Genomic DNA, 20,476 nt, shown 5'->3' on the forward strand with positions numbered 1-20,476 from the left:
GGAGATGGAACATGGCCAATTCCACTGAAATACCAGCCCGAGTCACACTGGATGACATGATCTGTTTTTCGCTGTACAGCGCCTCTAACGCCATGATCCGCGCTTATCGGCCCATACTGGATGCGCTCAATCTCACTTATTCGCAATACATAGTGATGTTGGTGATGTGGGAAAAAGAATGCCTGAGTGTCAAAGCGTTAGGCGAGAAAGTTCATCTCGATTCAGGCACATTAACACCGCTGCTGAAACGCCTTGAAGGGAAAGGACTGGTCAGTCGCAAACGCAGTGAAACGGATGAACGAGTTCGCGAGATCAGCCTGACAGATGCAGGCAAAGCCCTGCAGCAGAACGCGCAGCAAGTGCCAGCCGCATTGTTTTGCAAACTGGATATGCCGCTGGAAACACTAAAAGCCCTCAAATCCACCTGCGATACGCTCTATACGCAACTGTCTGCTGTAGAGTAACGGGTAAAAAAAATGCGCAGCCAAAGCTGCGCATTCAGAGAGTCAGGGTTTGCTAAAGGTTTTAGTCAAACTCTTTCAGATTCTTCTCATAGGTATCGAACTGGGCGTGCAATTCTGAAGACGCTCCCCCTGTCATTTTGCTGACTACAAGAATGGCAACCGTAGCAAAGACAAATCCGGGAACAATTTCATACATGTCGAAGATGCCGCCTGTCAGTTGTTTCCAGATAACCACGGTCAGGGCACCGATAACAATACCCGCCAATGCGCCGTTACGGTTCATTTCTTTCCAGTACAGGCTCAGCAGCAGAGCAGGACCGAACGCGGCACCAAAGCCCGCCCAGGCGTAAGACACCAGACCCAGCACTGTGCTGTCAGGATTCATTGCCAGCATCAGTGCAATAATCGACAGTACGATAACCGCCACACGACCCACAGTAACGATTTCTTCTGTTGAGGCGTTTTTACGGATCACTTGCTTGTAGAAATCTTCAGCCAGCGCGGAAGACGACACCAGCAACTGGGAGTCAGCCGTACTCATGATCGCCGCCAGAATCGCCGCCAGCAGGATGCCGGCCAGCACTGGATGGAAAATGGCATTCACCAGCAGCATGAAGATTTTTTCACCATCTGCCAGATTACCGCCCAGCTGGTTATCGGCATACAGAATACCGACCAGACCCACCAGGATCGCACCGGCCATAGACAGCGCCGACCAAATCACAGCGATACGACGCGCCGTTGTGATATCACGGTTAGAACGGGTAGCGTTAAAACGTGCCAGGATGTGAGGCTGACCAAAATAACCCAGGCCCCAGGCGGCCAGAGAAATAATACTGATTACCGTCAGCGGCTCACCTTTCACGTCGTTAAACAAGGTCATTAATTCCGGGTTCTTGGCTTCCAGAGACGCCGCCAGATCGCCAAAACCGCCTTGCATTGCTGCGATAGGCACTATCATCAGTGCCGCCGCCATCAGCAGGCCCTGCACCAGGTCAGTCCAGGATACCGCCAGGAAGCCACCAAACAGGGTGTAAGACACTACGCAGAGCGTACCGATCACAACGGCAATTTTGTAATCCATACCGAATACGGTTTCAAACAACTTACCGCCTGCCACTAAACCTGAACTGGTATAGAAGAGGAAAAACAACAAAATGAAGAAGGCTGAAATTGTCTGAATGAGCTTGGAGTTATCTTTAAAGCGGTTCGACAGATACTCAGGAATGGTGATCGCATTTTCAGCGGTAATGGTATAAGTACGAAGACGCTTGGCACAAATCAGCCAGTTCAGGTAAGTACCTAACAACAGGCCACCCGCCAGCCACAGTGATTCGATACCCGCTGCAAAGGCATAGCCCGGCAATCCGAGTAATAGCCAGCCACTCATATCAGAAGCACCGGCAGACAGTGCCGCTGGCCAAGGCCCTAGCGAACGACCACCAAGAAAGTAATCAGATGAGTTGGCAGTACGTTTATAGGCGTAATAACCGATTGCAAGCATAGCAATCAGATACACGATAAACGTGCTTGTGATAGCAAAGCTATTTTCTATCATGTTTGAGTTCCCTCATTATTGTTGCTCCCGTCATTGCAAGAGCTTATTGAATGATGCTGATTTAGTTCAGCCTCTGTGCTGACTGGGTTCTGCTCCACCTCGTACAACGTACCTGAGAGTCCTTGTTAAAAAACCGCCAATCCATCGATTGACGGTTCAGGTCACGAGTCACTGGTAACAGTCACCATCAACATTAATGTGCTTCTTCGCCACTCCCCAATTCCAACAGCGTCGCGTTTCCGCCCACCGCCGTGATATTGATGGTACGTGTTCTTTCAGTTACGAAACGCAGCGAATAAGTCGGGCTGCCAATCACAGGATAAGATTCAAAATCCGACTCTGCAATCAACTGGCCCAGCAGCCCGTCACGGGCGGCTAAATCACGGGACAGCGACAAAGCTGTCTCGCGCTTTCCTGCAAACACCACACCGGCAACACCAGCATGGCGTACTAACACGTCAAGTTCGTTAGTGCTCACTGACTGTACAACGCCTTTCGGAAGTTCAGCCTTTTCCAATTCAGTGACAATTTTCTGAGCTGATTTCTCGTACCCTTCCGGCAGAGACAACAGCACAGTATTCCCGGTTACCAAAGCGGCCGTCAGTTGGCCGGCAACTGCCACCAGAGGGGTTGTCGCTTCGGCTGTGACCACAAAAATACCGCGGCCGGCGCAATACAGTTCATTGGTTTCACCGGTTGGCCCTGGCATTAATTCCGTTTCTGCCACATGCTCGTTGGCATTGCGGCACTGAAACGCCACCATAGCTGCCACTTCCGCGTCGAGCGTGCTGCTCCACTGAGTCAGCTTAGTAATACGTTTTTCATAGCCCTGGCCATTCCAGTTTTCCCAGGCTGCATTGCTCTGATCGACGAGCGCTTGAATACTAGTTGTCATCTTTCTTTCCTTCCCAATTCCGGCAGCCATTACGCAGTGAACACATCTTTAGTGAAGCGATACAGGTAGTGCGGGCCCCCTGCTTTCGGACCTGTACCAGACAGACCCTGGCCACCAAATGGCTGAACACCCACCACAGCACCAACCTGATCGCGGTTGATGTAGCAGTTACCCACACGGGCACGGCGTTCAATATGGCTGTACGTACGCTCGTTACGGCTGTGAACACCCATAGTCAGACCAAAGCCTGTTTGGTTGATTTGGTCAATCACCTGATCCAGCTCGTTTGCCTTAAAGCGCACGATATGCAGAATCGGGCCGAAGTTTTCATTCTGCAGTACCTTGATACCGCGAATTTCAAACGCCGTCGGCAGAACAAAATCACCATAGCTGCAATCTGGGCTTATGCTGGCCTGAGCCACCATTTTGGCCTGATTTTTCAGCGCGCCAATATGGGTCAGCAATTTCTGCTTGGCGGTTTTATCAATAACAGGGCCAACATCGGTGCTGTGCAGTTCAGGACGGCCCACCGACAATTCGGCCATAGCGCCTTTGATCAACGTGATGATGCGATCCGCCACGTCTTCCTGTACAAACAGCACCCGCAGCGCCGAACAACGCTGACCGGCTGACGCAAATGCCGAGCGAACCACATCGCGCACAACCTGCTCAGGCAGTGCCGTACTGTCGACAATCATGGCGTTCTGACCACCGGTTTCCGCGATGAAAGGAACAGGATCGCAGTCACGCGCCGCCAGTGTGCGGTTGATGCGCTGTGCCGTCTCTGTCGAGCCGGTAAAGGCCACACCCGCAATACGTTCATCAGAAGTCAGCACTGAGCCCACTTCCGCACCACGACCAGGTACGAACTGGATGACACCTGCAGGTACACCTGCTTCCAGCATCATCTGGATTGCACGGAACGCAATCAGCGAGGTTTGTTCAGCCGGTTTACACACCACTGTGTTACCCGCTGCCAGTGCCGCCGATACCTGACCCAGGAAAATCGCCAGAGGGAAGTTCCACGGACTGATACAGGCAAAGACACCGCGTCCCTGATACGACAAGGTGCGTGACTGGCCATCAAAAGCAACCACTGATTTGCCTTGCGCTAATTCCGTGGCCGCCTGATGGGAGTAAAAACGCAGGAAGTCTACCGCCTCGCGGATTTCGTCAATACTGTCCTGAATGGTTTTACCCGCTTCACGATGACACAGTGCGACCAGTTCACCGGTATTTTCTTCCAGCAGATCAGCCAGGCGCTGCAGGCAGGCACCGCGCTCTTTGGCAGGAGTGTCAGACCAGCCAGGGAAGGCTTCGGCGGCGACATCAATCGCTTTTGCTACCAGATCGCTTGAGGCAAAAGCCACTTCACCAACAGATTCACGACGGTCGTAAGGGGCCGTAACGTGGAAAATATCGCCTGACTGTACTTCGCCATTAACGATAGGGCCGGCTATCCAGTGATGCGTTTTGAATGCTTCGACCGAATCACGGAAAGGGGTCCATTCAGATTCGATCTCAATGTTAATACCGGCCGAGTTCTTGCGATCGTCACCAAAAATATCTTTTGGCAAAGGAATTAAGTGGTTATGCAGGGTTGGGCGCGAGCGCAGCACATCAACCGGGTGCTGTACCAGAGAGTCAATCGGACAGCGCGCATCAACCAGGCGGTGTACAAAAGAACTGTTGGCGCCGTTTTCCAGCAGGCGGCGTACCAGGTAAGGCAGCAAGTCTTTGTGGCTGCCGACCGGTGCGTAAATACGCACATTCACACCGTAGATGTCCATCACATGGTTATACAGTGCATCGCCCATACCGTGCAGGCGCTGGAATTCAAAATCGCGGTGTGTGGCCATCGCCAGAATGGCAGTGACAGTGTGTGCATTGTGGCTCGCAAATTGCGGGAAAATCAGGCCACGAACATGGGCAGACAGCAGGAAGCGGGCACACGCCAGATAAGAGGTATCCGTCGCCTCTTTACGGGTATAAACCGGATAGCCTTCATAACCGCTTTGCTGACACATTTTCAGCTCGCTGTCCCAGTATGCGCCTTTCACCAGACGCAGTGGGATCACATCGCCCTGCTCTTTACTCAGCGCCGCCAGCCAGGTCAGCACAGGTAGAGCACGTTTCGAATAGGCCTGCACAACCAGACCAAAACGCCCCCAGCCTTGCACTGTTTCTGAACGGTACAGTTTTTCAAACAGTTTCAGCGACAGTTCCAGTCGATCCGCTTCTTCAGCATCAATGGTGATACCAACGTTCAGCGCACGGGCGCGTTTCAGCAGCTCCAGCACTGTGTCGTACATTTCTGTCAGCACACGGCCTTCATTGGACACATCGTAGCGCGGATGCAATGCCGACAGTTTAATGGACACAGTCGGGCAAGGTGAGTTGGAGTGCTTTTTATTATCCAGACCCACAGCCTCGATAGCTTCAATGTAATCGTTAAAGTATTTCTTGGCGTCGTCCTGAGTCAGCGCCGCTTCGCCGAGCATATCAAAGGAATACGTGAAGCCTTTATCACGCTTGGCCTGACCGTTCTTCATCGCTTCAGCGATGGACCGTCCCAGTACGAACTGGTGACCCATGATTTTCATGGCCTGATGCATCGCCTTGCGAATAACAGGTTCAGACATCTTATTGGTCAGACGGTTGATCACCCGGGCCGGGCTGCCATCTTCCTTAGATTCCATGCTGACGACTTTACCGGTCAGCATCAGGCCCCAGGTAGAAGCATTCACAAACAGGGAATCAGAGTTTTTAAGGTGAGACTTCCAGTCCGCCACGCTCAGCTTATCGCGGATAAGTGCATCAGCAGTGGCCGTATCCGGGATACGCATCAGGGCTTCGGCCAGACACATCAGCAGGATGCCTTCTTTGGTGTCCAGGCTGTATTCCAGCAGCAAGGCATCGATCATCTGGATCGCGGTACGATCTGCGCGCACCTGCTCGATCAGGCGAGTTGCCTTCTCGACAGTGAACTGGCGTTCTTGTTCAGAAGGCTCAGCCAGGGGCAACAGTTGTTCCAGCCAGGCAGATTCTTCTACCGAGTATAACGGTGAAATCTGCTGCCATAGTGCATCTAAAGGTTGCTCAATAAAAGATGGCTGAAGGGCATCTGCCGCATTGAACATAGTCATTCCCTCAATATAGTGGACCTGAATAACCATCAACACAGTTTGTCATGTGATTCAGGATAAATGTTACACCAGTGTTACTTTAGCGGGGGATTTTATTTCGTACCTGTCCCAGAGTCTTACCAAAAACTCCGATAATTTATCTAAAAAGTCCGCTTTATAACAAAATCAGACCCAAGTATTTAGCAAAAAATACTGTTTTCTATTTAATTGATGTAAGAAACAGCAAACAGTCGGTTCTGATGCCCGATCCCCTTATCAAATGATAGGGAAAGTCATAAAACTGTGGTTGAAAATAGTGAGATAAGCAACTATCGGCTAGAGGGCAGCCAGCAACGTCTGTGCTGACAGTTGAGCAAATCCGGCTATCAGCTCCACTGACGGCGGTACTTAGCGGGTGACACCCCGAAATGGCGGGAAAAGGCCTGGGTGAAATTACTTTGGCTTGAAAATCCACACGCCTGAGCAATCTGGGCCAGACTCAGGCGCGACTCTTCCATCAGATGACGGCACAGCTCCAATCGCTTTTGCAGCACATACTGGTGCGGCGTGACACCGGTCTGCTCTTTAAAAACAACGTGAAACTGGCTTTCACCAAGGAAAACCAGCCCTGCCAGCTGGGCGACAGTGATCTTGCGCGAAAGATGCTGATGGATGTAATGATCGATAACATCCATGTTCAGGCGCGGCAGATAGCGCTCAGACGCCAGCGGCTTGAAATGTCGCTGCAAAACACACATCAGGGTATCAGTACAGGCTTTACTCAACAGCCAGTCGTCCGGGTTACCGAGCATTTCTGCTGAAAGAGCGCGGATCAGCGTCTGCGCCTGGTTATCAAGATGAAAGTAGGAGGATTGCTCGAACAGCCTCTGCATGCGCTCGATGCCATAGTCGGGTACAGCATCACTGACAGACACATTCAGCACCAGAATCTCATTGTTGCCCACGCCGGAAAAACCATGTTCAGATTCTGCCGTCACCAGACACCCCTGCCCCGGACAGACCAGACTGCCATAACCTTCAATTTCAAACTCAGTTTGCCCGGACAGAGCAATCACTACCTGATTATATCCATGGTTGTGATGATCCATCTGTTCAGGCAACTTCATGATTTCCGCCGGTTTGAACCCTGACGGATGGGTACTATCCTTCATCTGTTCTTCCTGCGTGAATAATTGAGGTATGCCATCTGGCGCGATATAAAGGCGAATCATAATAGATAAGCCCCGACAATGAAAAGAGGCTGGCTAATTTCTGTTGATCTCGCACCAGGCCACCTTGATCATCTTTCCAGCGCAACAGCCCGATTTCGATCAAAAACACCTCGGAAGCGTGATCAAGACTCAACTTTTTACGGTCAATGTCATTTGGATTTTATCCCGCTGAATTTTCAGCCACCACAACACCTTGCCCCCGCGCTGAAAGAGAAACGGGCAAGACGTTTGTTTTCTCGTGCAGAGAAAACAAAAATACCATTAAAAATCAATATAATACAAAAACAACTCTTGATTTTTTATCCGATCTGATTGCTTTGCCTCCTTCCGAGAGGAGCAATGGAACAGCTTTTCAATCAAACCCGCTTGATCATACTGTCAAGGTTTGCGGCAGATGGTGTGCTCTGGTTTGTCAGATTATCAAGGATCCTGCTTGATCATCTTTCCAGTCAAAATGACAATGCCCGTTATTTATCCTTACTTGATCATCTTTCCAGTGTAATCGCCCTGCTTATATCGGCTTGTAACAGATATTTTCCCATCCTTTACTTTGCGAGCAGCGAAAGGGAACAGAACGAAAAAATGTTACAGATAAACCGGTTAGTGGCTGTTGCCTGAACCGCTTTGTGATAAAACGTATGGCTGTTTACCCGAGTGGAAAGAACACGTAATGGACGAATTTCTCACGCAGCTTTCATTTTCATTTACCGTTACAGGCCCTATTTTTATCATGCTGGCGTTGGGAATAGCCTTAAAACGCTGGGGAATCATCAATGATGCCTTTACTCAGGCCGGTTCCAAGCTGGTGTTTACCGTTACCCTGCCCACATTATTGTTCCTCAATCTGGTCAATGCTGATGTACACCAGTTGGGCAGCGGGGAGCTCTTTATCTTTGCCGCGTTAGCTAACATTGCGATATTCCTCTTATTTGAAGTGATTGCCGGAAAGATGATCAAGGAGCCATCTGAACGAGGAGTTGTTGTTCAGGGCGCTTTTCGAGCCAATACGGGTATCATAGGCCTGGCTTATGTGGCAAATGCGTACGGCGAACCCGGCATAGTGGTCGGTGCCCTCTATGTTGCCGTGATCACTGTGCTTTATAACATCATGGCCGTGATCACGCTCAGCCGTTCCAGCGCTGCCAATGCTTCCCTTGATCATCGTTTCGTCGTGAAGTCGATCATCACCAATCCCTTGATCATCAGTATCTGCAGCGCTCTGCCTTTTACTTTTCTCGATCTCCGGCTGCCGGATGTTGTGATGCAGTCGGGCCGGTACTTTGCCGACATGACATTACCTCTGGCGCTTCTGTGTACCGGTGCCAGCCTGGATCTGCGACAGCTGAAACAGGAATCAGGCAATGCCAACCTCTCAACCAGTGCCCGTTTGATCATCGCTCCGTTACTGATCACCTTCGCTGGCTACTGCTACGGTTTCCGAGGCACAGAGCTGGGCATTATCTTTCTGATGAGTGCTGCCCCGACAGCCGCTGCAAGCTACGTCATGGCACGGGCAATGGGGGCCAACGCCAGTCTGGCGGCCAATATCATTGCGATGACAACACTTGGCTCTATGTTCACCTGCAGCCTTGGCCTGACTTTGCTAAAAACAGTCGGAATTATCTGATTTATGATCCAAAAATAGAATTGATAATCACTCTCACTTGATATTAAATAAGAACTATTCCTATTCAGTGTCGTTTGAGTGTGACCATGACATCTCAGGTTAAATCCGCGCCTTTCCAAAAACTGGGTTATCGCTGGCGTCTCGCCAATAAACGCCTTGTGCTTCCCGTCTTGCTGATAGCTATGCTGGCAGCACCTGCGACTCGTGAGCTGACAGTGAGTGTGCTTGCGGATGCGTTCTGGCAGGTCGCCGCCTACGTCGCCATCACTCTCGCACTGTATCACTCTCTGTCAGAAAGGCTGAGCCATCAGTCCGCTTTAACCCTACGGCTAAAAAGCAGCCGGCGATATCAGGTTGTCTTTGCATCTGTTATGGGTGCCTTACCCGGTTGCGGAGGCGCAATTATAGTGATCACGCAATTTGTGCGAGGTCAGTTAAGCTTTGGCTCTGTTGTCGCTGTGCTGACAGCCACTATGGGGGATGCCGCCTTTCTTTTACTTGCGGCGAAACCGGCCACCGGACTGTTCATTATTATGATCGGTTTAGTGGTTGGCATACTCAGTGGATGGCTGGTCGATACGCTTCATGGCGGTGCCTTTTTGCAACCCCAAAACGCTGAAGCGACGGCATCTTGTTGTCGCACGACCTCATCCCGTAACCAGGCACCAGCGGTTCGCTGGCAGGGAACCTTCTGGCAGTGGCTGCTGATTCCCAGTGCAGTGATCGCTGTGATGGGCTCGTTTCAGCTCAACACAGATGCACTGTTACATTTACCCGAGGGTAGCATCACTGTATTGGGGGCGTTTTTTGCGCTGATCGCCATGTTGCTCTGGTCACTTAGCCGCGACATCCAGGGTTATCAGGATGCCGTTTCCGAAGATCCGAAATCTGACAAAGCCAGCCTGTTTCAGCGTGTGGCTCAGGACACGAATTTTGTCACTACCTGGGTAATTGGTGCTTTCCTTTGCTTTGAAGTCACCATCAAGCTGACAGGCTGGGATATAGCAGCGTCACTCAGCCATTGGAGCGCTGCACTGCCGTTAGCCGGTGTATTAATTGGTCTTATTCCTGGCTGCGGGCCGCAAATTCTCATCACTAGCTTTTATCTTCACGGCGCGATCCCTATGTCGGCACAGTTGGGCAATGCGCTGAGCAATGATGGCGATGCGCTCTTTCCCGCCATTGCACTCGCTCCCAAGGCTGCGTTAATTGCTACTGTGTATTCCAGCCTGCCTGCCTTATTTGTTGCTTACAGTTATTATTATTTTTTTGAGTAGTATCACTTTTTACATTTACACTTACTGTCTGATTGCATATTTATGGGCTACCGACGTATTTATTCGAGATAAAACACAAAAAAAATCGACCTCTGGTCGATTTTTTATTATCTTATGCATCCAATTCTTATCGTTTAATAGCATCTGGTGTCATATTGCAAACGGTAATTAATCTCAGTTCACAACCATCACTTATTGTCAATAGGTGATTTCCCCCCTTAACGAAAAGAGACCGCTTCACTATAGTTGCAACTGTAGGCGGTTGAGGAAACCCTTTCTAAAATCGTCTGCAGTATCCTAACCGGATACATCCCAATGAGGTTCTTTGATATATACCCTCTTATCAAAGATGCAAACTTGATTGGATACCTCTTCTACACGTCGTACAGGATTGAACTCTTCGGAGTTAAACTCTTGTCTTTGCCGGCCAGTTTGGCCGGCATTTTTTTCTATTTTATTCCATACTTGTCTAATTTTTCAGTCAGCTAATATTGTAACATTCTGCGCTTCCATTAAACTCAGACCTAATCCACCCACCAAAATAATAAACTCTGGCGTAAAGCGTGAAAGATTCACTCGATCCCACTTTGTTACATATGTTTAATCAGCTTCCTGGATGTTGGGGTTGTAAAGATATACATTCTGTATTTGTTTATGCCAATCATGAATATGGAAAAATTATAGGTGTAGGGCACCATTTAGACTGTGCAGGACGCACAGATTTCGATATGCCAAGCCCCACCATTGAGTGTGCTGAAAGCTTCAGAGATCAGGACAATCAAGTCATGCTCAGCGGAAAACGCATGCGAGTACTGGATATTCACCCGTACTCTGATGGTAACTGGCGGGCGCACTTGTTCACGAAAATGCCATGGCATAATGAAGAAAATGAAGTCGTCGGCACCATCTTTTCCGGCATTGAACTGAAAGATACCGCGATTCTTGAAGTCGGTCATTGGATTTGCAGGGCTGCAGGGCTGAATGATCAACACCAAAAATCATTCAGCCTGGACCTTCATCGCCAAAAGGTGCAGCTCAATACGCGAGAATCTGAAGTCTTGTTCTTACTGCTTTACGGTAAAAAACCTCAGTACATTGCTAAGGTGCTCAATGTTTCAGTGAAAACAGTTGAAAACTACGTGATTAAGCTTCGCGAAAAGTTTAATGCTAATTCAAAAAATGAACTGATCGATTTAGCTTTAGATCTCGGCTTTGGCTCGCACATTCCTGAAAGCATGCTTACCAGTCAGCTATCCATCATTCTGAAAGAATAACCGTTACAGAAAGGCCACGAGCGGTGGCCTTTCTGTGTCTGTTTACGGCGCTAAACGGTCAATATGCCAATGATCAGCTTCACGCTCGTACAAGAAACGGTCATGCAGGCGATGCTCGCCACCTTGCCAGAATTCCATTGATGTCACTCTCACACGGTAGCCGCCCCAAAAAGTAGGAAAGGGTACTTCGCCTGCGGAAAACTTCTTTTTCATTTCCATGAATTTTCCTTCCAGTGCCTGACGAGCGGTTAACCTGGCGCTTTGCTTACTGGCCCAGGCTGCAATCTGGCTCTCTTTAGGTCTGGATGAGAAATATTTCATCACTTCCAGCGTGGTCAGTTTCTCTGCAATCCCGGTAATATGAACTTGTCGCTCCAGCGGGTGCCAGGGAAAGTGTAGGCTGATTTTATTATTATGCTCGATCTGAGATGCCTTTCGGCTGCCTAAGTTGGTATAAAAAACAAAACCTTGCTGATCAAAATGTTTCAGCAATACAATGCGCTGAAAAGGTTGACCCGTTGCGTCGACTGTTGCCACCGTCATTGCGGTAGGATCGGTCAGGCCCGCTTCAATAGCCTGCTGCAGCCAGTGATTGAAAAGCTCAATCGGTTGTTCCGGCAGATCGTGGCGGCGCAACCCACCCCGAGTGTACTCGCGACGAATATCAGACAGCTCCATTGTATTCTCCGTTTACTTACTGCCAGGGCTCACCAACACTATGGTTCAGTGAACTCAGGCTAGGACTGGTTAATGCAGCAAATTGTCCGCCTTAGTGTGTGGAAAAACAAGCACCTCCTGCAAAGTAAGCTGTTTTTATTGATGGCAAAAGGCGAGACAAGGATCAGGATCAATTTGATAACCATAAGCTTTAGTGCCTGACTGCGAAAGATGCTAATTTTGCACATTCCACTTTGACTTAAACAGAGCGCCGATTTTGCCAAAATCACGTACCTTGAGCCTGATTGCCGGACTGGGCATACTACTTTCTGTGCTTATCGGTTTCCTGACCCAGCAGCACTTTACGCGTACGCTATCAGAACAAATTAGGTCTGATATCCGGTTACTCGGCGAGAAACTCGACCAGCGCCTTACCCGCTACCAGCAGTTACCCCAGTTGCTGGCCCATGATCCCAGGCTATTAGATTCGCTGCATGCACAATCAAGTCCTCAGCGCGAGCGCGATGCAAAAATGCTGCAAACCAATCTTCTGCTGGCTTACTGGGCAAAGACATTAAGTGCCGACACCATTTATTTGCTAAACGCCAAGGGCGATACCCTGGCGGCCAGCAACTGGGGACAAGCCGACAGTTTTGTTGGTAATAATTACGCTTACCGACCCTATTTCAGTGATGCTATTAAAGGGTCACTCAGTCAGTTTTTTGCGCTTGGCGTTAGCTCAGGCAAACGGGGATATTTCTTCTCCGCCCCCGTTTATAACACTCAGAAGCAGATAGAGGGGGTGATTGTTATCAAAATAGACCTCAATCTGGTCGATGAAATCTGGCAATACAAAGAACTGGAGTACGTGATCAGCGATCCTCAAGGCGTCGTTTTTTACAGCTCAATTGACACTTGGCTATACCACAGCCTGGTGCCCCTATCAGCTACACAGCAGCAACAAGTAAGAGAAAGCCGCCAATACGGTAATGCTTCATTGCGTCCTCTGACCCAGTTTCCAAGCCTGACAGTACTGAATACAAACCAGCAGGCTGAGATATACCTGCCGCAACGGCAACGCAGCCAATCCTTTTTGCTGGCTCACCATGATATGTCGACGGCAGGCTGGGTAATCTATGGCTTTACACCCAGCATGCATATCTATACCAATGTATTTGAAAGCATTCTTCTGTTTATCGCCTTTTACGTGCTGCTGATTCTTGTCATGATTTACTGGTGGCAGACCGTCAGTGCCAAGCAAGCGCTATCGGAACTGAACGACACGCTGGAGCATCAGGTTGCAGACAGAACCCAACATTTACATCTGGCTAACCAAGAGTTGTGGCACACTATTGAGCAATACGAACTGACTCAGGCACAACTGAAAGAAACACAAACCGAATTGATCCAGGCCGCCAAGCTGGCCATGCTGGGCGAGCTCTCAGCCAGCATCAATCATGAAATTAACCAGCCACTGTCAGCAATGCGTACCTACTGTGAAAATGGCCTGAAATTGTTAAAGAAAGAACGCTATCAGGAGGTAGCCAGTAACCTTGAACAGGTCATTGATTTAAACGAACGTATTTCCACCATTATTGCTCGCTTCAAGATATTTGCCCGTAAAGGGCAATCACTCAACAGCAGTTCCGATGCCGCCCAATCGATTCGCAATGCTATTCAACTGATGCATACACCGCTGACCAGACACCAAGTCGCTCTGCAACTCAATCTCACTGAAGATGTTTTTGTCCGCATCGATGCGGTGCAGTTTGAGCAAGTAATAGTGAACCTGCTGCAAAATGCCATTCAGGCACAGGAGCTTGTCGCCGATAAGAAAATCGGTATTACTCTGCATGCCGGCCGCCAGCGCGCTGTCATTACCCTTTGGGATAATGGCCCAGGCATGGATGACACGCAAAAACAACGGATCTTTACGCCTTTTTTCAGCACCAAACACGATGGGTTAGGGCTGGGGCTGACTATATGTCGCCGTATCCTTGATATGTTTTCCGGCAGTTTAACCGTACATAACCACACAGGCGGTGGAGCCGAGTTTCAAATCAGCCTGCCACTGAGCAAAGAGGAACCAGCATGAAACCTCCAGTCATCTTTATCGATGATGAAAAAACTATCCGGGATTCACTCGGACAAACTCTCGAATTGGAAGATTATCAGGTTCAGTTGTTCTCCAGTGCCCGCCAGGCGCTAAGCGTTTTCGACAATCAGTTTCCCGGCGTCATCATCACAGATATTAATATGCCAGGCATGGACGGTATGACGTTTTTGCAACAAGCACTGGCGATTGACGCAGAGCTGCCGGTGATTATGCTGACAGGGCATGGCGATATTTCTACCGCCGTTGATGCCATGCGGATCGGCGCTTACGATTTTCTGGAAAAACCATTCTCGACCGAGCATCTGCTTGATGTGGTAAAGCGAGCTTGTGACAAGCGGGAACTGGTACTTGAGAACAGAGAACTGAAGAGAGAGCTGGCATCGCAAAGTAGTCCAGGCCCTCGTATTTTGGGTAACAGCTTAGCCATTAAACAACTTCGGCGAAGCTTATATCAGCTGCAGGCGGATGAATCGACTATATTGCTGGAAGGCGAAGAAGGGACAGGCAAACGCATGGTGGCACAGTTTATTCATGACCACAGCCCCAGGCAGCATCTGCCTTTGATATCGCTTAAGTGTCAGGACCTGACTGAACAGCAATTTGAAGAGTTGTGCTTCGGGCACGCCAGCTATGCCGGAAAATGGTCAGATGCGACAGGCAGTACACTGTACCTTGAGAATATCGACCAGCTGGCTGCTGCATCGCAACAGCGATTACTTTATCAGCTTACACAACAAGACCAGCTCGCCGTAGATTCAAACCACAACAAGACACGCGTGATAGTCAGCAGCAGTCGCTCTCTTGATGCGCTAACCTCGCAAGGACAGTTTTCCCGTGAGCTTTTCCAGCACCTGAAGCAATGTGCTCTGTCACTACCCCCATTGCGTGAACGCCAGGAAGACATTGAATTATTATTTCAAAACTTTATTCGTACTGCGGCTTCCCGCTATAACATCGAAGCCCCCGTACTCAATGCCGAACAAAAAAGTAAGCTACTTGCTTACGACTGGCCAGGAAACGTGCGCGAATTAAGATCTGTGTCAGAAAGGTTGGTACTGCTTGGTAGCCATTTTGACCAACACCAAACACTCGATCTTGATGCCCCTCTTCCCTCATTGAGTGAACGTGTACACCAATTTGAATTTACCTTAATCAGTGACGCACTGCGCCGGCACAATGGCCGTTTAAAAGAAGTACAGTCGGAATTAGCGCTGGCAAGAAAAACCTTGTATGACAAAATGAAAAAACATGGCTTAGATAAGCAAGATTTCAAAGAGTAGCTGCAAAGCGACCTGAACCTGGGCCCGAACATCCTGATTTACAGTGTAAATACAAACCTCCGCTGTCAGCAGTCAGTACGCTATTTACACTGTAAATCTCTCGTATCATACCTGGCTGCGAGTAGTGCTTAGTGGCTGACAAACAATCTTCTGTTTCTCTAAATGTATCCGGCAAGCTGTCATTTCTCGCTCAGCGACAAACTCTTTGTCAGCGATACGAACAGATACCCCTGGATATATCAAGCTACTCACTTCAACCTGAGCAGCAGAAAACTGCTGAAGGTAGCTTTGCTGCAAAGATTGGTACTGGCTTTTCATCTCAGCTAACGTCGCCATAAACTGCCCTTTACTGTCTGTCACTTTATTTGCTAATTCCTGAGAGCGCTTCTCTTTCGGAATTTTCGAGAGCTTCATCTGCAACAGAACAATTTGATGTAGTCGCTCTTCCTGATTTTTTATCTCGGCTTTCAAGGCGTCCATATCAGCCTTGAGATCATCAAACTGACTTAACAGTTTGATCTGGGTGTCAATGCCGGCTTCTGCCCCTAACACTCTGGCACTGAGACCTCCCTCGGCGACAATCACCCCTCCGGTCACAGTACCGTGACGTTGCGCAGGATCGATAACCCTGACGACGCCTTGGGCTTTGACCATGCAATGTGCCAGATGCAGATGCAGCTCAGTGTCTGTGCCAGATTCGATCTGCGTGTACTGAGCGAACTTGGCCGAGACTTTACCCAGCGCTTGCAAGTGACAGTATGCCGGTTTGCCATCCTGTAGCCGGCCTATCACACCGTTAGCGATCGTAATATTTCCACCGGCAGTCAACTCAGCAAGTTCCACCACACCTGTCACTGTAATATTACCGCCGGCTTTCACCTTCATACCTGAGCTGACATCACCAAGCACCAGTACCGCGCCGTTAAAATCGATATGGCCTGTAGTGACATCCACACTATCGACAGTTAAAAGGTCATCCACGGCCATGCCTGTCAGGCCGTGCCGCGGTGTTCCCTCTTTATCGGCAATCAATACATTGTGGTCGGAATCAGAAATCCGGGTTCCTAAACCAACATCGAAAGCAATGACTTTACCCGCAATCGCCTCAACCACGTTGCCATGGATATCATAACCAAGTTCACCAGCAGTGGGCGGGATGCGTCGCATCAGAGGCTGGCCGATTTCAACCGTAATCAGTTTACCCAGATCACGCATATCGACTTTTCCGTGATCACTGTCCTGAGGGGCAAGAATACGCTGAGAGGCATCCGCTACTAAAGGTTCAAAGCGGGTATCTGTACCAGCAACGGCTGGTCGGCCAGCCGCTATTTTCAGTGTGAAGGTTTCACCCGGATCGAGCTCCCAGGATTTCTGCAGGAGATATTGCAGGCGTTTTTTGCTGACACCACGCAGAATACGCTGCTGCTTCAGTGTGACTATCAGCCCTTGCGCTGTTAAACGATCGCCACCGTATGCACCAGTCAGAGTGACGTAAGCAAACATGCAGTCGTCTGAAATAGAGATTTCAAGCTCTACATCTTTTCGCTCTGCAATAATAAATGCCGACTGCCCAGCGTCTGATTTCGAATTGTTGTAATAGTCGATTGCATCTTGAATCGCCTCTTCGAGACGACTATAGGCATAGTAATCTGACTGCTCCAGTAACGATTCAATATCGGTACGCTGTAGCGACTGACAACTATTTTCCATTTGTTTGGATACAACCAGACGCAGTTGTGAGCCATCTGGCTCCAACATAAGCACTGAATCCGTCATGGAAGGCTCCTTCTTCCTGGCCTGTAGCCCGTTTGAGTGTAAATCTTACAGAAATTTCAATCGAGTAGACATAGAAGGGAGTCACACTTCGCACAACAAGCAACAGCAGGGTTTGTGGTTGGGGAGCAAGAGCGGAAAACAGGAAACCAGATAAAAAGCCAATAAGAGAATAAACCGCCACTCCTTATTCAACGTACCCACTCGGCGTACCCCAGCCAGAGCTATTGATGAATTGGAAAGAGAGATAAAGAATAAAGCGAACAAGGATAACCTTGCTCGCCCGCAAAAAGCGTCTCAAACAAAAATTAATCTATCCCTAACCAATTCAAATCATCATCTGTTAGCCAGTCATTTGGATGAAACTGATAAATACTGGGCAATTGAAGATCGTTATCATCAGATGATTCCGACGTCAGGTAACCGTCAAGCATTCTCAGCCCCTGAACTTGCAACTGATAAGACGCAGATAAGTCTAACGGCACCATAGCTGAAAAATAGATGCAATTCTTACTTAACTTATTCAACCGCACTTTTAACCCCAGATTGCCACTTTCAGAAACCGCCTGCTCTGTCGTGCTATTGGCTTTTTTCAATAATCGCGCAGCAAATCCGCCAGCCACTAGGCTGAATGTCATGTTGGGTTTGGCAATGCGTACGCCGGGTTCCAACAAGGATCTCATTGCCTTGCTTTCTACCTTAACTAAACTCATATCCTACCCCTTAACGGCATTCTAATAATTATCCTGTACTTGCCATCAGCAGTACGTTTTTCATGCTCAGGTTAAATAACTCTAGTCTAATTTTGTGGTTTAAGTGGTAATACCTTGAACTTTTTTCGGGACTGCTTATCAGAATTTGTTAGTAAATACTAACCTTATAATGCAGGAAATGAAAGGCTGAACCACCAGATCAGGAATAAGGCGCTAGTTAAGTTTAACCAGTATGCAGTAATTTACAGTGTAAATACGAGATGTGACCTATTTACACTGTAAATTGTAATCAATGAGGGAGATATTGCAGCGCATGACCAACAAAATGTCGCAAAAACTGCTCTGCCTGTTTACGGCCTGTAAAGCCAAACTGCTCCTGCAATTCAGCCCACGATTGTCGCTGAATCACTTTAGCCAACATCACATCAATACCGTTTTGAGCGGTAAGCTCTCCAGACTGAAGTCCGTGTTGCAGCCAGAGTGACAACTGGCCAACGAGTAAATCATAGCCAAGCCCTCCCTGAGAAAAGTGCATTAACTGGCGCTGTGCCGTGCTTGGTAACTGCTGTAATTGCGTTTGAGCCAGGCATTGGGAATATAAAGGCAAAAAAACCGCTTTATCAAGCAGCCGAAACTGTTCGCAAGCCTGGGCCAGGAAACTGAGCGAGAAGGAACATGTTGCCGTTTCAAACCAGGACCAGGACGCGTCGGATAATGGCAGCACAGACAACAGGGAATGACAGCCACTGGCACCGTCTTTAACAATCCCCAACCGAATTGGAACATAGCCAGCGCTGTGCCAGAACGGCAATAATTCACTGCTGGCTGCAAAGCTGGTACCCAAAAAGTCCAGCTGTTTATGCACCGCCCAGTCCTGAACCTGTGCCAGTAAGGCCGAACCTATTCCCATATTGCGCGCACTATCGTGAACAGCAATACGTAAAATACGTCCACAATGCTGGCTGGCAGCCTCAGCCAGACCAAGATGCGCAGCAACAGACTGCGCGAGCAAGTGCCCTCTGGGCCGGCGCTGGCCAAGACATATGGCTTGGGCAAGTTCAGCAGAGAAACCACCTTCACACGAAAGCAATACACACCCTACAATCAGCTCATCTTGCAGAGCGACAAAAATAGCTAAGTCTGGATCGTCCAGCAATTGCTTAAGATCGCTCGGTGAGGTCTGATAATGTGCATTGACCAGCAAACCAAACAACTGGGATAAGCTGTCCGGACGCTCAGCCAGCCATAGTGGCGATATCGGCTGATACTGAACATCCGCGGCAGACACAGGCTCAGCAATACAGGCCGGTTCAGCATCCAGTAACAAGGTCTCAAAAAGCCAATATTCCAGCGGATCGCCCGCAGCCCATCGAATAGGGGATGTCATTGAGCAGGCACGCCATTGCGGGGTCATTGCATCCAGTACAGATGTAAACTTAATCGCGAACCCCCGTCCGGTACCTTCATAACCATGTATCGTCGATGCGAAGACCACCCTGGAATAACTCGACAGCATCTTTTGCAGTAACGGGGCAGGAATAGCCGCCGCTTCATCAACGATAAGCAGATCCGCAGAAGGGCGCTCTGCCAGCAAGGTATCAGGCGCAATAAAACAAAGCTGACTACCATCTCGTTGCAACTGATAAGACGAATCTGCAGCGAGCCCAAGGATGTTTGCCGCATGCTGAAATACAGTTTCGGCATTACGCTGACGAGGTGCTGTCACCAGTATCTTACGAGGCTTCTCCTTCATCAGAATACCCGCGGCGATACCTAAAGCGGATGATTTTCCTCGCCCGCGATCCGCGGTGATAACCAAGGGACGACGTCTGTGGCCTGTGACTACCCGCCGGATGGCTTCAACAGCATTGAGCTGTTCATCACTCAGGCACCCATAACACCGCTCTGTCATATCGTTAATGGCTGGAGGTTCTTCAGGCAACAGAGGCAAACACATCTTGCCATCGCGCCCGGGTTTTATCGTCAGTACATGATGGCTGGAAAGCTGAGATAAAAAGCGCTGCATGAAAGGGGACTGCCAATCGCTTGACCTGCCTTTGGGGCCGGGTAACAACATCACCATAAGACCACCGCCACGTATGGTGCCGGCTAAAGCGGCCATGGCCTCAAGCGCTAAGCCCTGGTGCAAATCTACGGTCAGAAAATCACAGTCCTGCCCTAACCAGGCTTGTGCTTTTTTTGCCGATACCGATAGCACGTTTGGCGGCGCCTTATCGCTCAGCCACAGGCCGTCAGAGTAATGCGCCTGAGCAAGCAAAGCCGTATTGATCCCCCAACTGTGCTCACTCTCAATGCAGAGCAAATAACGGTGACGGGATTGTTTTGCGCGACTGACTAAGTCAGAAATGAAACGAGACAGTTCAGACATACCGGCCTCTGATGCTGCAGCAATAGATAGAAGAAACAGGTCTGTATACTACCAAGCACAATAAAAAAAGCCACGTCATCAGACGTGGCTTAGAGA

The 20,476-nt window shown here is 49.2% G+C and carries 15 protein-coding genes; 7 read left to right on the forward strand and 8 right to left on the reverse strand.

All coding sequences use genetic code 11. From position 1 onward, the window contains the following. The first annotated feature begins 11 nt into the window (after positions 1 to 11). Positions 12 to 464 (forward strand): MarR family winged helix-turn-helix transcriptional regulator, encoded by a 453-nt coding sequence (locus tag L6J37_RS13275; RefSeq protein WP_237795428.1) that lies wholly within the window; start codon positions 12 to 14, stop codon positions 462 to 464. 61 nt (positions 465 to 525) lie between these two features. Here the strand turns inward: L6J37_RS13275 and putP are convergent, their stop codons facing one another. The 4 genes from putP to L6J37_RS13295 all read right to left on the reverse strand — a co-directional run bounded on the left by putP (position 526) and on the right by L6J37_RS13295 (position 7,214). After that, on the reverse strand, positions 526 to 2,022 hold the full coding sequence (gene putP / locus L6J37_RS13280) for a sodium/proline symporter PutP (RefSeq protein WP_218385054.1): 1,497 nt from the start codon (positions 2,020 to 2,022) through the stop codon (positions 526 to 528). 193 nt (positions 2,023 to 2,215) lie between these two features. Beyond that, positions 2,216 to 2,917 (reverse strand): aldehyde dehydrogenase family protein, encoded by a 702-nt coding sequence (locus L6J37_RS13285; protein WP_237795430.1) that lies wholly within the window; start codon positions 2,915 to 2,917, stop codon positions 2,216 to 2,218. Positions 2,918 to 2,946: 29 nt separating this feature from the next. Continuing rightward, positions 2,947 to 6,057 (reverse strand): bifunctional proline dehydrogenase/L-glutamate gamma-semialdehyde dehydrogenase PutA, encoded by a 3,111-nt coding sequence (gene putA, locus L6J37_RS13290; RefSeq protein ID WP_237795431.1) that lies wholly within the window; start codon positions 6,055 to 6,057, stop codon positions 2,947 to 2,949. A gap of 371 nt (positions 6,058 to 6,428) precedes the next feature. Continuing rightward, positions 6,429 to 7,214 (reverse strand): AraC family transcriptional regulator, encoded by a 786-nt coding sequence (locus L6J37_RS13295; protein WP_237795432.1) that lies wholly within the window; start codon positions 7,212 to 7,214, stop codon positions 6,429 to 6,431. A 399-nt stretch (positions 7,215 to 7,613) separates the two neighbouring features. Here L6J37_RS13295 and L6J37_RS13300 point away from each other — a divergent pair, with 399 nt between their 5' ends. The 4 genes from L6J37_RS13300 to L6J37_RS13315 all read left to right on the forward strand — a co-directional run bounded on the left by L6J37_RS13300 (position 7,614) and on the right by L6J37_RS13315 (position 11,452). Beyond that, positions 7,614 to 7,892, forward strand: a complete 279-nt coding sequence (locus L6J37_RS13300) for a hypothetical protein (RefSeq protein WP_237795433.1) — start codon at positions 7,614 to 7,616, stop codon at positions 7,890 to 7,892. A 52-nt stretch (positions 7,893 to 7,944) separates the two neighbouring features. After that, complete coding sequence (locus L6J37_RS13305) at positions 7,945 to 8,901, forward strand: AEC family transporter (protein ID WP_192016132.1); 957 nt, start codon at positions 7,945 to 7,947, stop codon at positions 8,899 to 8,901. 86 nt (positions 8,902 to 8,987) lie between these two features. Beyond that, entirely contained in the window at positions 8,988 to 10,178 is a 1,191-nt protein-coding gene (locus L6J37_RS13310) for a putative manganese transporter (RefSeq protein WP_237795434.1), read from the forward strand. Between the two features lie 563 nt (positions 10,179 to 10,741). Further along, positions 10,742 to 11,452 (forward strand): helix-turn-helix transcriptional regulator, encoded by a 711-nt coding sequence (locus L6J37_RS13315; protein WP_237795435.1) that lies wholly within the window; start codon positions 10,742 to 10,744, stop codon positions 11,450 to 11,452. Between the two features lie 42 nt (positions 11,453 to 11,494). On the opposite strand, the gene pdxH is transcribed toward L6J37_RS13315, so the two are convergent. Then, a complete protein-coding gene (gene pdxH, locus L6J37_RS13320; protein ID WP_237795436.1) occupies positions 11,495 to 12,130 on the reverse strand; it encodes a pyridoxamine 5'-phosphate oxidase in 636 nt (211 codons plus the stop codon). Positions 12,131 to 12,386: 256 nt separating this feature from the next. Here pdxH and L6J37_RS13325 point away from each other — a divergent pair, with 256 nt between their 5' ends. Then, the gene (locus L6J37_RS13325) at positions 12,387 to 14,204 is read left to right on the forward strand and encodes a sensor histidine kinase (protein WP_237795438.1); all 1,818 of its coding nucleotides are present in this window, start codon (positions 12,387 to 12,389) and stop codon (positions 14,202 to 14,204) included. Further along, positions 14,201 to 15,505 carry a sigma-54-dependent transcriptional regulator gene (locus L6J37_RS13330; protein ID WP_237795440.1) on the forward strand — a complete coding sequence of 435 codons (1,305 nt, stop codon included), beginning with the start codon at positions 14,201 to 14,203 and terminating at the stop codon, positions 15,503 to 15,505. The genes L6J37_RS13325 and L6J37_RS13330 overlap by 4 nt, the downstream gene beginning before the upstream one ends. A gap of 105 nt (positions 15,506 to 15,610) precedes the next feature. On the opposite strand, the gene L6J37_RS13335 is transcribed toward L6J37_RS13330, so the two are convergent. The 3 genes from L6J37_RS13335 to L6J37_RS13345 form a co-directional block, all read right to left on the reverse strand. Further along, positions 15,611 to 17,281 carry a DUF342 domain-containing protein gene (locus L6J37_RS13335; protein WP_237795441.1) on the reverse strand — a complete coding sequence of 557 codons (1,671 nt, stop codon included), beginning with the start codon at positions 17,279 to 17,281 and terminating at the stop codon, positions 15,611 to 15,613. 305 nt (positions 17,282 to 17,586) lie between these two features. Then, positions 17,587 to 17,991, reverse strand: a complete 405-nt coding sequence (locus tag L6J37_RS13340) for a hypothetical protein (RefSeq protein WP_237795442.1) — start codon at positions 17,989 to 17,991, stop codon at positions 17,587 to 17,589. A 289-nt stretch (positions 17,992 to 18,280) separates the two neighbouring features. Continuing rightward, positions 18,281 to 20,380, reverse strand: a complete 2,100-nt coding sequence (locus L6J37_RS13345) for a tRNA(Met) cytidine acetyltransferase TmcA (protein WP_237795443.1) — start codon at positions 20,378 to 20,380, stop codon at positions 18,281 to 18,283. Positions 20,381 to 20,476: the final 96 nt, after the last annotated feature.

Source organism: Photobacterium sp. WH77 (assembly GCF_022014395.1).
Taxonomy (GTDB): domain Bacteria; phylum Pseudomonadota; class Gammaproteobacteria; order Enterobacterales; family Vibrionaceae; genus Photobacterium; species Photobacterium arenosum.

Bases quoted from the DNA above. Each gene is read 5' to 3' on its own strand.
- L6J37_RS13330 (WP_237795440.1), top strand. From the start codon at position 14,201: ATGAAACCTCCAGTCATCTTTATCGATGATGAAAAAACTATCCGGGAT.
- L6J37_RS13310 (WP_237795434.1), top strand. From the start codon at position 8,988: ATGACATCTCAGGTTAAATCCGCGCCTTTCCAAAAACTGGGTTATCGC.
- L6J37_RS13345 (WP_237795443.1), bottom strand. From the start codon at position 20,380: ATGTCTGAACTGTCTCGTTTCATTTCTGACTTAGTCAGTCGCGCAAAA.
- L6J37_RS13285 (WP_237795430.1), bottom strand. From the start codon at position 2,917: ATGACAACTAGTATTCAAGCGCTCGTCGATCAGAGCAATGCAGCCTGG.
- L6J37_RS13305 (WP_192016132.1), top strand. From the start codon at position 7,945: ATGGACGAATTTCTCACGCAGCTTTCATTTTCATTTACCGTTACAGGC.
- putP (WP_218385054.1), bottom strand. From the start codon at position 2,022: ATGATAGAAAATAGCTTTGCTATCACAAGCACGTTTATCGTGTATCTG.
- L6J37_RS13300 (WP_237795433.1), top strand. From the start codon at position 7,614: ATGGAACAGCTTTTCAATCAAACCCGCTTGATCATACTGTCAAGGTTT.
- pdxH (WP_237795436.1), bottom strand. From the start codon at position 12,130: ATGGAGCTGTCTGATATTCGTCGCGAGTACACTCGGGGTGGGTTGCGC.
- L6J37_RS13335 (WP_237795441.1), bottom strand. From the start codon at position 17,281: ATGACGGATTCAGTGCTTATGTTGGAGCCAGATGGCTCACAACTGCGT.
- L6J37_RS13275 (WP_237795428.1), top strand. From the start codon at position 12: ATGGCCAATTCCACTGAAATACCAGCCCGAGTCACACTGGATGACATG.
- putA (WP_237795431.1), bottom strand. From the start codon at position 6,057: ATGTTCAATGCGGCAGATGCCCTTCAGCCATCTTTTATTGAGCAACCT.
- L6J37_RS13295 (WP_237795432.1), bottom strand. From the start codon at position 7,214: ATGAAGGATAGTACCCATCCGTCAGGGTTCAAACCGGCGGAAATCATG.
- L6J37_RS13340 (WP_237795442.1), bottom strand. From the start codon at position 17,991: ATGAGTTTAGTTAAGGTAGAAAGCAAGGCAATGAGATCCTTGTTGGAA.